This window comes from Psychrobacter sp. FME6, assembly GCF_014861365.1.
Taxonomy (GTDB): domain Bacteria; phylum Pseudomonadota; class Gammaproteobacteria; order Pseudomonadales; family Moraxellaceae; genus Psychrobacter.
In genome coordinates this window covers 1-14047 of sequence record NZ_RRYW01000079.1, presented here as the reverse complement: position 1 = coordinate 14047, position 14047 = coordinate 1, and the positions used below count along the sequence as shown (strand labels likewise).

13 protein-coding genes, 1 tRNA gene and 1 CRISPR repeat array are annotated in these 14047 nt (G+C 42.0%); of the genes, 1 reads left to right on the top strand and 13 read right to left on the bottom strand.

Translation table 11 applies throughout. From position 1 onward, the window contains the following. Positions 1 to 50: 50 nt before the first annotated feature. Positions 51 to 1395: a CRISPR direct-repeat array (repeat unit 28 nt; unit sequence TTTCTAAGTCACCTATGCGGTGAGGAAG). 178 nt (positions 1396 to 1573) lie between these two features. The 11 genes from cas6f to EI162_RS10895 form a co-directional block, all read right to left on the bottom strand. Further along, complete coding sequence (gene cas6f / locus EI162_RS10945) at positions 1574 to 2179, bottom strand: type I-F CRISPR-associated endoribonuclease Cas6/Csy4 (protein WP_225736974.1); 606 nt, start codon at positions 2177 to 2179, stop codon at positions 1574 to 1576. A gap of 3 nt (positions 2180 to 2182) precedes the next feature. Beyond that, the gene (gene csy3 / locus EI162_RS10940; protein ID WP_192524387.1) at positions 2183 to 3193 is read right to left on the bottom strand and encodes a type I-F CRISPR-associated protein Csy3; all 1011 of its coding nucleotides are present in this window, start codon (positions 3191 to 3193) and stop codon (positions 2183 to 2185) included. Between the two features lie 67 nt (positions 3194 to 3260). Beyond that, complete coding sequence (csy2, locus tag EI162_RS10935) at positions 3261 to 4232, bottom strand: type I-F CRISPR-associated protein Csy2 (RefSeq protein ID WP_192524386.1); 972 nt, start codon at positions 4230 to 4232, stop codon at positions 3261 to 3263. Then, entirely contained in the window at positions 4229 to 5608 is a 1380-nt protein-coding gene (gene csy1, locus EI162_RS10930) for a type I-F CRISPR-associated protein Csy1 (protein ID WP_192524385.1), read from the bottom strand. The genes csy2 and csy1 overlap by 4 nt, the downstream gene beginning before the upstream one ends. 90 nt (positions 5609 to 5698) lie before the next feature. After that, entirely contained in the window at positions 5699 to 5932 is a 234-nt protein-coding gene (locus EI162_RS10925; protein ID WP_192524384.1) for a DUF2188 domain-containing protein, read from the bottom strand. 262 nt (positions 5933 to 6194) lie between these two features. Further along, positions 6195 to 9677 carry a type I-F CRISPR-associated helicase Cas3f gene (gene cas3f / locus EI162_RS10920; protein WP_192524383.1) on the bottom strand — a complete coding sequence of 1161 codons (3483 nt, stop codon included), beginning with the start codon at positions 9675 to 9677 and terminating at the stop codon, positions 6195 to 6197. Positions 9678 to 9680: 3 nt separating this feature from the next. Beyond that, the gene (cas1f, locus tag EI162_RS10915; RefSeq protein WP_192524382.1) at positions 9681 to 10676 is read right to left on the bottom strand and encodes a type I-F CRISPR-associated endonuclease Cas1f; all 996 of its coding nucleotides are present in this window, start codon (positions 10674 to 10676) and stop codon (positions 9681 to 9683) included. 171 nt (positions 10677 to 10847) lie between these two features. Beyond that, the gene (locus EI162_RS10910) at positions 10848 to 11168 is read right to left on the bottom strand and encodes a hypothetical protein (protein WP_095570168.1); all 321 of its coding nucleotides are present in this window, start codon (positions 11166 to 11168) and stop codon (positions 10848 to 10850) included. Positions 11169 to 11178: 10 nt separating this feature from the next. Further along, entirely contained in the window at positions 11179 to 11469 is a 291-nt protein-coding gene (locus EI162_RS10905) for a hypothetical protein (protein WP_192524381.1), read from the bottom strand. Continuing rightward, positions 11456 to 12667, bottom strand: coding sequence for an Arm DNA-binding domain-containing protein (locus tag EI162_RS10900; RefSeq protein WP_095570170.1), 1212 nt, complete (start codon positions 12665 to 12667; stop codon positions 11456 to 11458). The genes EI162_RS10905 and EI162_RS10900 overlap by 14 nt, the downstream gene beginning before the upstream one ends. An 11-nt stretch (positions 12668 to 12678) precedes the next feature. Further along, the gene (locus EI162_RS10895) at positions 12679 to 12894 is read right to left on the bottom strand and encodes a hypothetical protein (protein ID WP_075107543.1); all 216 of its coding nucleotides are present in this window, start codon (positions 12892 to 12894) and stop codon (positions 12679 to 12681) included. Positions 12895 to 13044: 150 nt separating this feature from the next. Between EI162_RS10895 and EI162_RS10890 the strand changes: the two genes are divergently transcribed. Further along, entirely contained in the window at positions 13045 to 13269 is a 225-nt protein-coding gene (locus EI162_RS10890; RefSeq protein ID WP_095570171.1) for a helix-turn-helix domain-containing protein, read from the top strand. 241 nt (positions 13270 to 13510) lie between these two features. Here EI162_RS10890 and EI162_RS10885 read toward each other — a convergent pair. Together EI162_RS10885 and EI162_RS10880 are read right to left on the bottom strand one after the other, a co-directional pair. Further along, positions 13511 to 13587 (bottom strand) — tRNA-Val (locus EI162_RS10885). Between the two features lie 107 nt (positions 13588 to 13694). After that, on the bottom strand, positions 13695 to 14047 hold a 353-nt coding region (locus EI162_RS10880; RefSeq protein WP_192524380.1), incomplete at its 5' end, for an IS30 family transposase.

Here is a 14047-nt window from a genome sequence, read left to right as displayed (position 1 = left end):
TTCTTTGGGTTATTATAACCTCTTAGAAGCTGTCCAATTTTATTATGCCACTACAAAGTCACCTATGCGGTGAGGAAGCCTGACGGCCTTCGAGTAAATCGCAACAACGTTTTCTAAGTCACCTATGCGGTGAGGAAGATTTTTGGTCTGGCTTTAGTTTTTTCCGCTTTTTTCTAAGTCACCTATGCGGTGAGGAAGATTTGTGGTACAAGCAATCCCTTATGCCGTATTTTCTAAGTCACCTATGCGGTGAGGAAGTATGGCTTTAGGTCGGTTGCAACCAGTTGCATTTTCTAAGTCACCTATGCGGTGAGGAAGAATACTTTAAATTAATAGCCATTATTGGTGGTTTCTAAGTCACCTATGCGGTGAGGAAGAGCGGCTTGTTATCAACAATAAAAAGCATTGATTTCTAAGTCACCTATGCGGTGAGGAAGGCTTCTTGGAGTAGTTTGGGGTTTTGTAGCGTTTTCTAAGTCACCTATGCGGTGAGGAAGATAAAAACAGTGATGATATATTGACTAATAGCTTTCTAAGTCACCTATGCGGTGAGGAAGGGCTGAACAGCAGCACCAAGCGGAGCTTAAAATTTCTAAGTCACCTATGCGGTGAGGAAGTGGCTAATTATTTGTTCACACACCATGCAACTTTTCTAAGTCACCTATGCGGTGAGGAAGGTTTTTTTGATGATTTGTATGACAGCGTGCAATTTCTAAGTCACCTATGCGGTGAGGAAGAATTCACCACGGTACTTATTTCTAATCAAGCTTTTCTAAGTCACCTATGCGGTGAGGAAGTTTTATATATGTTTTAGACTTGCAAATTAGTTTCTAAGTCACCTATGCGGTGAGGAAGTCTTTATTATTTTTTTATGGCTCTGGCTGTGTTTTCTAAGTCACCTATGCGGTGAGGAAGGTAACACTTTGATGTTCGGTAAAACGGGGGCTTTTCTAAGTCACCTATGCGGTGAGGAAGATCGTCATTTATCGAAAAGACTGTAACTGGAGTTTCTAAGTCACCTATGCGGTGAGGAAGATGATTTGTGGTACAGCGTGCAGTCCATTTGTTTTCTAAGTCACCTATGCGGTGAGGAAGTGAAGGTGTCTACAAGGTCTTGTAGTGCAACTTTTCTAAGTCACCTATGCGGTGAGGAAGACTCTAAGACAAGGCTTTTTTGTATTTGGTTCTTTCTAAGTCACCTATGCGGTGAGGAAGGATAATTTGCGGACGTGGTAACCCCTTATCATTTTCTAAGTCACCTATGCGGTGAGGAAGGTCACAAGAACGAAGGAACATTCACTTGCAGATTTCTAAGTCACCTATGCGGTGAGGAAGCAGTTTTGCCCTACCGTAGGTCGTGCGTCCGTTTTCTAAGTCACCTATGCGGTGAGGAAGAGGAATTATACCTCAAAAAATTTAGTTACAACAAGGCGTGGAGGTCAAAATACCCTATTTTACCCTCCATTTTTCACTCTGTTGTAACTGATTGATTTTATTGCAAGTTTTTAAATAGCTCAAAAAAAGGGTTTTTTGTCCCAATTTTTGGGTAATTCATCATTACCTTATAAGTGGCTTACCAATGGGGAACAGTAACCTTATCTGCCGCATTGTTAATGCCATAGCTGTTAAACGACCCTTGAGTTTCGTTATCTGCCATTTCTTGAATGATAGATAATGCGTAGGGTTGATTGTTGCTGATGCTCCTTAAGTTGATATACGGATAGGGCTTGTTATCCTGCTTGTGTTTGGCGCAGTGTATCAGTGCCGCCTCCAGCGTAATGCCTTTGTGCTCAGCGAATGCTTCAGCTTGCTTAAGCACGTTTTTATGGCGGTAGCGTCTGATCACAACGTGCCCTTTGGCTTTGTCACCAACCTCATTAATGCGCTTCACATGCACATAGTCCGTCAATCGCTCTAGCCATTTATCGAGATCTAGAGTCTCTAAATCCACTTTACTGGGAGCAAAGACTCGAAGTTTTAGACCAAGCTTGGATGATTTACCCTTTTCGTCATAATGATAATCAGGAAAGCTGACACCGACGGAGTCGATGCCGTGATCATTTTTCATCTCCGCTAATGCAATATGTAATTGGGTAAATAGTTTACTCAAAATAAAGTAAGGTGCAATCTCGGGGTCGGGGATTATGGTTATTTCTTGGAAATGGGTCATCTGACTCATAAGTTACTCCTTGCCGCTGGCACCGAATACGCCGCCACGGATAAGTACGCCCATGACATAATGCTGCTGGTTTACGTCTGGCGATTCGCCTTTTAATACCCAGTTATCAAACAGGCTGTAGAAGTCCATTTTATCTTTAGGTTGGCGAAACGCTGTACCCAAAGTCGTGACCGCACCATAAGGTTCGATAGCGATAGGGAACTCGGCTTCAGGATACCAGTCATCGATAGTGCGAATGGCATTGCTGACTTTTTGAGAGTGCATGCCTGCTTTGCCATTGATCTCATACAAGATTTTACTTTTGCTCTTGCCCGTATCGAGTACCAGTTCTTGCGAGGGATAAACTTCTTGACCGTAACCCATTAAGGCAGCGGCTTTGACGTATAAAATGATAAAAGCGTCGCCATTTAAGCCCTTTTCAATCAGCTTAGCCAATTCATTGATATTGCTATCGTCTGTATTGAAGTCTTTTAGTGAAATGGACTTTGCATCAAATTCGACGTCGTGTTTAGTGCCATCAATATCACATTTAACATTAACCTTGATGCTTTCAGCGCCTACACGATTGCGCCACAACCAGCGGGCATTGGCAATATTACTAGCGTAGCGACGAGCCAACTCATTAACGCCTTGGTCATCCAAATAATCCTGTACCGTTGAGACTAAGGCCTGTTGATAATCTTGGTCGTTACAGACGCTAGGTTTACCGGTGAACGGCAACACCTTACAGCTCCACGTTACAATCAGAGTATCATTGGTTTCATCTAATGAGGCTGAGTCTACCGTTTGTAGATTGGCTTTTTGAATCTCGGCATCGAGCTTGGCAGGGTCTTTAGCAATGGCGTTTTTTTGACGGTTGCTAATCGTACCTCTGACAGATTTTTCGTTAATGGTTACAGCACTAATTTTAGCGTTAGCAGTTTGGCTGTCTGTTTGTGCAAAGAAACCATCTGAGATATCAAGGTTACGCTCAAAGGCTAGGACGGATGCAGTTTTTAGGGCTGTTTTTGACATATTATTCTCCATGATTGTAAGAAATTAAAAGTTAATTGAACGGGTTATTGATTAGAACAAAGTAAAATTAAAACTCTCGATTTTGAGTGACTAAATAAAGTGATTCATCAGCATTATAATGGTAACGCCAAAACGCATTAGCAATATCATTATCACCGCCGACACTATTTAGACGCTGCGGATAAACCCACCTGCCAAGGCTATATATAGCTTCAACATATTGACTAGGATATTCAGGATTGCGCACGTTTTGCATCATGCCAGCGTCATATAAATCAGAGATACCTTGATAACCTATCGGCATAGGCACTAACCAACCGTGTCCGCTTTTACGTGAGGTAGTCAGCCACTTTGTATCACCGTTTTTTTGGGTTTTAGGAATATGATGTAGTGTACAAACATCTATCAAAGCGTCTAGTGGCGTCGCGTCTGGGTTGTCTGCTTGCACCTTATCGATAATCTCGACAAAGTCGTCCTGCGCATCCATTAACACAAAAGCCGGCAGTAATTGCGCAGTAATAGAGCTGACGTCATCTTTATCAAAGAATTGCACGGGCTCAAACCTTGCCAAGCCCCTTACGCTACCACCAGCCATACGCTGCTGCTGTAGCCACTGTTTGGTTCTTTGCATGGCATAATCTTGCTGCTCATTAGTTAAGATATCTGTACCTAATATCTCGACTACAAAGGTCATCACCAATCGGCATTTGCCTTCTTCAATTATAGAGGCGGTTTTGCCATCTTTTTTGATAGGATTGCGCGTTTGGTTGAAAGTGTAGTTGTTATAACTATTAGGACGATACATTTGTGGTTGGCAGTCGTGACAGGCAAGAAGTACACCGCCTAAACAGACATCAGAGAGCAGCTCATCATCTACCATTTTTCGTGACATCGCATGAAAGCTACCCAAAAACCCAGTGACAGCGGGGAAGCCATAAGTCAGCGGACTTGAGATAGTATTCGCTCCTTCAATGACGACCTTTTTAAACATCAAATAGCCAACCACACCAATATTATTGTCATCATCTATGCGGCTCATAAAAATACTCCTTTGCCTGCGCGCTCGTAGCGTTTTTTCATATCCTCAATCTCACGTTCCCATTCCAAATGTTCAGCATCACCAAAATCGTTGGCTATTTGCTTAAATTCAGCTTGCATTAAGGTATTGAGCCAACGCGCAAAACGGTGAACGATTTGACTATGCCAAGCATCATCTTCTTCACGTTCTGCTTTGAACTCAGCTTCACCATCAAGGTCGGCGCGTTTGGGATCGAGCCAAAGCTTCTCAATGCGGTCAAGCTCATAGTCTTTTGACCAGCCAGCATGTAGGGTAGTGCGGATATCTTCTGCTGTGGCAAATATCTGATATAACACTTCATCGATAGCTCGTTTGCGTGCGTCTCTGACATCGACAATGTTGCGCGTATCTTTAATGGACTTAAAAATATTTTGGATGGCTTCGCGGGCGTTATATTCCATGCCAGTGCTAAAGATACTATTGGCAAATTTGGATAATTTAAAAGCGCGGTCTTGCTTGATGATTGGTGGCAGAGAAGGAAGGAGGTAATTACGGCCACCTTGTTTACTCATGAGCAGGCTGACGTTTTGCGGCTTAGTGCCACCAAGCTGAACGGTTGCCAAATTATTCAAGCTCACATAAGGACGCTGTTCGGCAGTTTTCTTAAAGCGATTATCGCGTGCGGCTTTATTGTCATCAGAAAATTTAAGATGATTGACGCGTTGGTAAACTTCATGGGTAAGTACAGAAGGATAAAGCGGGACGATATTAATATAATTAAGCTGCTCAATATCGGTCTCTTCATAAGCGCTAATGACCCATAAGGTCTGTTTGTTACGCTCATGAGTGACTGGCTCAGTAATGTTATTTTGCAAAGCCTCTTTAAAGGTTTGGTGGTAAGTATTTGCAAGAGTTTGGTCACTGTTAAGTGAAGCAGAAAAGTCAGTATTATCTGCTAAGATAAGGTCACGAATTTTAGTTGTCTCATTTATTTCAAAATCGAAAAAAGCGGCCAGGGGCAGGGCAGCGGCATTACCATTGGCATCAATATAGCTACTGTCTATTGAGTGCGTACCGACGATGGTTTTGGGTAAATTATTTATGGCTTCAAAACTGACATTATCGCCTTTGGCATCAGGGTGTACCCCTTTTGAGATATGCGTACCAAAATTTAATTGCTTTGCCATGCGCGTTGCAGCGTCAGCAATCCAATTATTGACGCTATATTTATCTTTAGCATCTGCTAAGGTTTCTTTTAACTCTGAAGCCTTTTCATGCTCCTTATTTTCAATGGCTTTAGCGAGCTGCTTTTGCTCGGTTTCAGTCTTTTTGTCGTATTGGCTAGCAAGAAAGGCGTTGACCGCATTGCTTGCTAGCTCTGGGGGTATGTCAGTCATAGATTGTATCCTAAATAACGTTTAGTAATATTCTGAGGATGGCGTATAGATATGGAATACCTATACGCCTTACAGTATCAGAAAATAAGTTTATCGCTTATCTTTAGGGGGATAAGGGTCATTACCATGGCTATCAGCATTGCTGATTCTGCCATCTTTATTATGAATAACTAATTCAGACTCTTGATTGCGACTGATTCCACGTGCATGGTCAACTGCATCTGTTTTGCGCTCATGATGTTTAATGGCACGTTTGCTACCACCACCTTTAACATCCCAGCCACCTTCCGAATTTGGCACAACATGATGTGTTTTTCTCGCCATAATCAATTACCTCGTATGAACCTATAAGTAAAAGCCAACATCAGTATTGAATAGTTGACTAAAGCATTAAAGCATAAGCTTAAATTATAATCAACCATGTCATACATAATATTAAAATAAAATAATCGATTTGTTATTATAGTACACCATTGCTTAAATGGCTTAGAAAATGTCATACACAATATTAAATTTCACCACCGCATAGGTGGATTGGCTCAATCAAGAAGCACGGTTAACGCCGTGCTTTTTTCATGCCAATAACTCACTCCCGCACAAAACCAAAAAACTCATGAAACGCCCAGCCGCGACTGTTATTAGCCTTGATGCTATCAAGTGACACTGACGAGTAGGTAATGGCTAATGAAAGCAAGCTCTTATCAGGCTGTGCCACTTGTAAGTCCTGCAAGACGTCATTCAATGAAGTGCTCAACCACGGCTTTATTTGCGCGTGCTCAAAATTAAAGTCTAGCGGCTGAATGGTTTTATTATGGATGGTAGATTTAACTAAACCTTTTTCAAATACATCTTCTGCATAGTAAGCATCAAATCCTGTCGTTGGCACATCAGTTTCTTCATCATCATTAACCATGCGCGGAATTAATAACCAATCGTCTTGCGGAGTGCCAGCTCGAAAAGGACTGATTTGCTGTAGATGAGTATGCGTACGATTGGCTGTGGCTTTGCTATCCCAGTAAGCATTGACATAGTTAAGCTTAGGGTTGTTAAGGAGATGTCGCATAACTTGGTGTTCGAGGTCGCTCAGCGTTTCTACTGTTTTATCATGAGCTGCTTTAATTCTAGGTCTGGCATCAACTTGTGCTAATTGTTCTGCTGTCATTAGCTCATTCAAATCGTAGCTTGGTGGTTTAAACAGCGTGGTCTCAAATCCTGGATGGGTAAAGATAGGGCGTTTGCCATTAGGGTGTTTAAAGTAGCGAATGTTATATTGCAGCAGTAAGATATTTGGCTCGTCGGCGACTTTATCAGGACGATGCCGCCACACGCGCCCAGCCAGCTGAATGATAGAGCGCATGGAGGAGGGTTCTACGATTGCCCAGTCGTAATCATGGTCGCGCCCGACCTCAGCGACAGGGGTAGCAAGCACTATGAAGATATGATTTTTGGCAGGATTATTAGCAATGATTTGCTTAATCTCAGAATGGTTAAAAATACTAACTTTACTATCGCTACGGTCTAAGATTCTATCTAGCTTATTCTCCAAAGCGTTGCGCAGTAGTAAAAGCTGCTTAGCGTGATAGCACGCTACATGTATAACCGTGTCATCTGGCACCGTTATGCTGTCTGCTTTAAATAACTGCATAGCGATACTGGTAATGTTGTTAATATTGGCAACGCGAATGAGTCCAATGCTTACCCGCACAACTTTATCAGCTTGAAGCTTATTATCAGACACTTCATGATACTGATAGTGCAAGCCTATGGCAGCATCAACCAAAGTCTGCGCCAAAGTGCTATAAAACTGCGACGCTTTATCCTTTGTATAGTTAGCTGAAAAAGGCAGTATTTTTGCCTTACGTCTGATAGGTTGCTGGGCTAAATAGCTGCCACGTTTTTCACAAAATTGTTTATGACTGTTCTGAAAGCCATTAACGTCGCTGCATTGTTCCGATAGCATCGCTTTGGGCTGTTCATCGAACCATGCGCAAACTACTTTTGGCGTAGGTTTATTCTGACTTTGATTAAATAGTTTTCGCCCCTCCATATAGGCTTCAAACAGTCCTGTCACCAAGTCAGGGGTCAAGGTTGCAGATGAAAGCAGCACTCGCGTACCAAAAAGTCCTGCTAGATGCACTAAACGCGACAGCGCAGGCAAGTCCGCTTGATCAAAGTCATCAGGTTCATCGAGTATTAAGTCACTACTGAGCAGTCGCAGCATGGGGGCAATATATTTACCACCACGTTTGCACTCAGAGGCTTGGATAATATGGTCAACGGTGCAGGTCACGATAGGCGCAAATATTAAATCGCGTGCTTTAGGGCTAGCGATGACCGTATCGAGATTCAGCGCCTCATAGTCTTGATAGTCAATGTCGCTATCGACGATTTCATCTAACAAATCTTCGCTGGACTCACTACCAAAATTTTCAGACTCATTATCAGGCTCATCGTTCTTTTTATATTCATCGATAATGTCAGTAATATCATTAGTCTTGTTATCGTATGCCAGCTCAAACAATTTTTTATTGGCGCTACCACCGACTAATATGGCTAACTGGTCACCTGCCAATTTTAAGTTTTTACGAAAGCTTAAACCGGTCTGCAAGGTTAGAATCCGCAGTCCTAAAGCGATAGTAAAGCGCGCTCCTTTTTTTGGGTCAGCTAGAGCGTACATGATACGTGCATTACCGATGGTTTTACCTGCACCTGTCGATGCCATATTAACTCCAAAAAACCCATGCTCGCGCGTGGCTTTTTGCAAACCATAAGTCATCTTAAAAGCTTGATTCTGCCATTTAAAACATTCAATCCCAGTAGGTTTAGCTAATGGATCATGATTACGTAGTGTTGGCATTTCACTGGCAATGATAGGAAGTGCACGACAAAAATGTGCTGTAAAAGCTCCGACACCTAATAGATGCTCCTCAAGAGATTGCTTAACGGTGGGCGTGCTGGCGGTTCGGTCGGTATTAGCGGCTAAATTTTTAAAGCTGCTATCGACTGTGATACAGCGAGAGTCGTCTTCTTTGAGACTAGAATAATTATGGTCGCCTACCATCAAGCATAACCGTGATATATGCAGTAAGAATGGATCGCTGATGGCTTTGTTATCATCAACTGCTTGCTGGCTTAATTGCATTAAGGTCGGGTCATTTAAGGCTTTTTTAGACCAACGCTTGATATTCTTTTGCCAAGCTGGGCTATTAATGACTAAATGCTCAAATTGCCAAAAGTCCTTTAATTGCGCTTTGGTCATCTCCTCTAACGACTTAGGATTTTTTACCCAATAGTCGAACGGCTCAATTTTTCCATAAAACTGATTTAAGTCTCTTTTAATCTCTAACGTATTTTGAGGTAATTGCAAACGTTGAATATCTTTGTAAGGATAAAAAACCTTTTTGATAGGTGGCAAGCGGTGATGAGTGACAATCAGCCAAGCAATCCACTGTGCTAGGGGCGGCATAGCTTTTATATTGACGACATCTTTATTAGCATTAGATAGTAGATTTTCTATATTGTTATTTTCTAACCATTCATTTAAATTCATTAAATGGTCAAGCCATGCTTCGTCAGTGCTGCAATCGCCAATCATCAGCTCAAACAGTTTTAATGATATCCATTCATGCCGATAAGAGTCGCCTTGTTTACTACCGACAAGGAGTTTCTTTTGAAAACCAACCGTTGATTTGCCAATGTCGTGGAGTAATGCAGCAAGTGTAGCGATAATTTGAATACTACTGGCATAACTCCATTCATTCTCCCACTCACTATGCAGAATATTTCTTTTGGTACGGTTCACAGGAACCACCCCAACCTCATTAAACTTGCGTTTATTACCCACGATCCATACCAGCTCCGTCAGCTGGCGCGTCTTATTACGATGACAGCTCACCGCTGTAGACTTGGTCGCTGATTTGCGTAGGAGCTGTTTAACCGTCTGTAAGCCATCTTCGGTAATCGCCGTCTGCCAAACATTATTCCCAATACGATTAGCAAAGGCGTCTAGGATTCTGCGAGTACGTTTTAGCGATTTTTTCTCGCATTGAGATACAAAGGTAACGATCATTTTCTACACCTGCCAGCTTTTATTCATAGCAATCTGTTTAACAGCTTCAAACTGATAATCTAGCGCATGATGTTTGGTAAATAAGTTTAAGCACTCCTGGCGAAACTCTTGCTCGCTCATATTTTCACTAGCACATATAAAGGCGAGGGGTAGCACTAGCGCATCTTTGATAATATCGGCGATATCGAACACCAGTGCCCCGCGCCGGGTCTTGCCATGCATGACTGCAAAACCATGTGGAATACCTAGCGTCCATGCGGTGGTTGCACCCAGTCCGTAGGCCAAATAGTTGCCATGATTGAGAAAGCTATTGGCCTTATCGATACCATCATGGGCGCGAGTAAAACCGTCATAGCCGGTGTTTTTGGCAGCGAGTTTATACAGGTTTTTGGTCAGGCGAGCTTCTAACTGCAATAAGTGCATGACCTCAGTTTGCTGATCGATTTGTCGAATATTGTTATCGATGAGCGCTTTAATGTCATCACGACTGCTATCAAATCCCTGACGTTTTAGATCAACATCTTTGCTCCAAATTGCTTGTAAGTAAGCCAAACGCGCATGTTGTAGCATCTTAGCGGCAGCTAGTCGTTTATCGTCATCCCACCACCAACTGAGCCAACCTTGCACATATTCTGTCGGTCGATACTCGCTCTGCGGGGTCAGCCACTCGACGAAGACTTCGCGCTCAGACCCCATAAATAGCGGCGTACCACCGCCACCGCAAAAGCCCACCAAAACCCCAGCCTGCGACAGTAAACGCATCGCCGCTTGGGTGATGGAGGTGCCCGTACCGAGTAAGATGGAGGTGGTATTGGCAATAGGAATGTTATAGAACAGGTTGGCTTTATCGTCTTCGGTGAGATAGAGAATTCTACCGTCTTTTTGCATGACGCGGCAGTGCGAGAGGTAGTAGATATTGGCACGTTTGGAGTGCAAAATAGTCTTAAGATCAGAGGAGACAAAGCTATTATCGGTATAAGGATTGCTAGGTTTTGCCATAATAGCTCCGTCTATTAAAAGTATCGTAGAATTTGAATACGAATTTACTTTAACGGAACTTTGTTCGTAAAACAATGAATAATATATTTAAAACGACAGTATATGTCGCTAGTTAATTGAATGCGAAACCAGACAACCTAAGTTGTCTGGCAATAAATTTTTTCTAAAAACCTATCTGTCTACAATAAGCTGTCCACCAGAAAAGCTAATACACCCCTCACAAAACCAAGAATTTAATCTCCTTGCATAAGGTACATCTGCTGGGACATCTAATTGATAGGGACGACCACAGTACTCACAGTGTACGTCATCTAAATAAACCTGACATTTTGCAAGTGTAGCAAATAAAACATCAGTCTCCGTGTTGTGGTCATAACAAAGCAGTTCTAAATGCGCTATATAATCACTGGGCGACGCATAGGACCAATACTCATAGCACAGACGCTTTGCTGTATCCTCCAGAGCTGAATCAAAGACGAAGTTCATACTCATAATACCCTCCTTAGTATCCATAGCCAGTTTGAGGTAGGAGCTCGTAAAGCTTACTCTGTAGCTGACTACACATATCATCAACGACATAGTCAGGATTGGCCTCTAAGCGCATTTGAACCCATATGCGCAGCGCCATATGATTATCAAAGCAACTATCAATACTTAGGAACCTAGCCAAACCAGTACCTGACTGAATGCAGAGCTCACAGATGAGGTAGTTAGCAATATTATCTGCGCCATTACTGACATAGCCACTAGGTTTAAACGTCGCATGCAATATATCGTAATCAATCATTTTCATTGTGAGGCCCCTTATCGGTAGATACCTGAGCAATCTGACTGCGATTGACCAATGCTTCAAACGCACTACCATCCTGTCGAGTCATGTTCGGTACATAGCGACTATATGTATTAAACAGCATCTTGGTTGTAGAGTGTCCCATTTGACTGGCAATCCATTCAGGACTTTCGCCAGCAGCCAACCATAGCGTTGCTGCGGTATGACGGGTCTGATAAGCATTGCGCTTCTTCAGACCTAAAACCTTAAGAGTAGGGTGCCAAACACGCTTATTCACATTGTTGTAATCAAGTGGCTCACCCGTATGTGCGCAAAACACATAGTCAGATCGCTTATAAGTGATGGTCTGCTGTTCCTTCAGAGCATCGTAGACCCAAGGTGACATTTGAATTGCACGATAAGACTCTTGAGTTTTAGGAGGAACAATTTTGCCTTTAACATAAGCTTGTTTGATCACAATCTCACGTCGATTAAAGTCAATGTTCTCCCACGTTAACCCATCAATCTCACTCGTACGCATACCTGTAAAAAAACGTACCAGATAATAATTGCGATAGTCTGCTCTCACCCCATTAATAAACGTCCAAACCTCACTTAGTGTGAATGGTTGGATATCCGTTTTAGGTTGCTTGAGCGCATTGATATCGTAGTAAGGATTATCAAATTTATAGCGTTTAGCCGCTTCTTTTAGTATCATACCCAAAGGTACCATTATCGAATTGATGCGTGCCGCTGACAGATGTTTGTTAGCTTTTCCGTACGTTACTTTGGCGAGCGATGAACGGAAGGCTAATACATCTGTCTTTTTTATGAGATGAATGGGCTTAGTCCCAAACTTAACAATCAAGTACATATCAATAATCTCCTTTATTTTGCGCTTGTAAGTATCACGCCATTCAATTTCTTTTTCAGCAAACCATAATTCTGCAAACTGTTCAAAAGAAGGCGTATCGGTACTAATGCATTCCTTGCGGTCGTTTAACGCTACCATCTGTGCCGCTTTATCACTTTTTGGAAAGTACTTAGCGTAGTTGAACAGTCCTAAGATGATTTCTGCTTCCATCTTCTCAATCACTTTTTCAAGCTTCTTGCGATTTGCTGGTGTGTCTGTTAGGTTTGTCGTCTCCCGACAGCGTATACCCATGTAATAAAAATCGACAAATAGCATATTGCTCCCTCTACGGGTTCTAATACTAGCCATCCTATTCCTCCTTATTGTAGTGCCATGGCATTGACGCTACCGGCAATGCCAGTGCGCATATCTTTTTCAATCTCTTCCCAAATGTACAAAATTTTACGACCACCGAATGGGCGTATATAATGAATGCCTTCGATAAGCACGCTATCTTTGAGCTCATTACGGATAGTACGAGGGTTATATTTGATGAGCTCAGAAAGCTCTTGGGTAGTTAGGTAGGTATGTGACATAATAAATTCCCTGTAAGCCAATTAAATAACTAGGTTGTTTTATCGAGATAACAAATAGTTTTATAAAAGTAATTTGTTGTTCGATAGAAGTACTTTACTAGCTATTGTTAGTTGATGCAAGTACTTTTTTAGTCTATTAAGGAATTATTAATGATTTTATGTAATTTACCAGTGCTACTAGCTGAACGACGTATGAAGGTGGCAGATCTAATAAGGATGACAGGAATTAGTAAGTCGACAGTGCACAAGATCTATAACGAACAGACTTCAAGAATAGATTTTGACACTATGGATAAAATTTGTGAGGCACTAGATATTGAAGTAGGTGATTTATTTACTTATGTACCTAACGAGTCGCTAGATAAAGAGAAGTAAATCAATTTTGAGATTGCTTTAGATAGTTTAGGGTAGAGGTCAAAAGTGCTACTCTGAAAGAAAGGCGAAATAGATAGCAGGCGCAACTTAGGCACAATTTGGGCACACACGTTTTTTGATGATGTTTGCTGAAAGTGAGAAAAGAGGTAATTTGAATCGACGTATAGTTTCCTTTTCCGCTACAGCCCATATTTCACGGACAAAAAAAAGCCCCAATCTTAAGATTGGGGCTTTTCGAATCTGGTAGGCGTAATCGGATTCGAACCAACGACCTCTACCATGTCAAGGTAGCGCTCTAACCAACTGAGCTATACGCCTATTTAGGTTGAGCATTTTAGCAAATTTTGAGGACTTTGCAAGCCTTTTTTATCATAATAACGACTTATTGTTTTAATATTGCTTAGATTAACACACCAAGTGCAACGCTAAATTATATTATAGAACACCTGATTGGGCGTTTTAAACCCTAAGCGTTTTCTTGGTCTGTTGTTTAGTTTATTCTCAATGTCCTGTATCTCATTATCAGAGACTTGTCTAAAGTCACAACCCTTAGGCAAGAACTCTCTGATTAATCCGTTGGTATTCTCGTTGGTTCCTCGCTGCCATGACGCATAAGCATCGGCAAAGAAGAAGGAAGTAAAGAGCTTTCGTTTCACCTTCTTATGCTGAGCAAACTCTTTACCATTGTCAGAGGTAATGGTCTTAACCTGTAACCTCACTGGCTTTAGGATACCTATCATTGCCTCTGATACTTGCTGTGCCGTTTTATGACCCACAC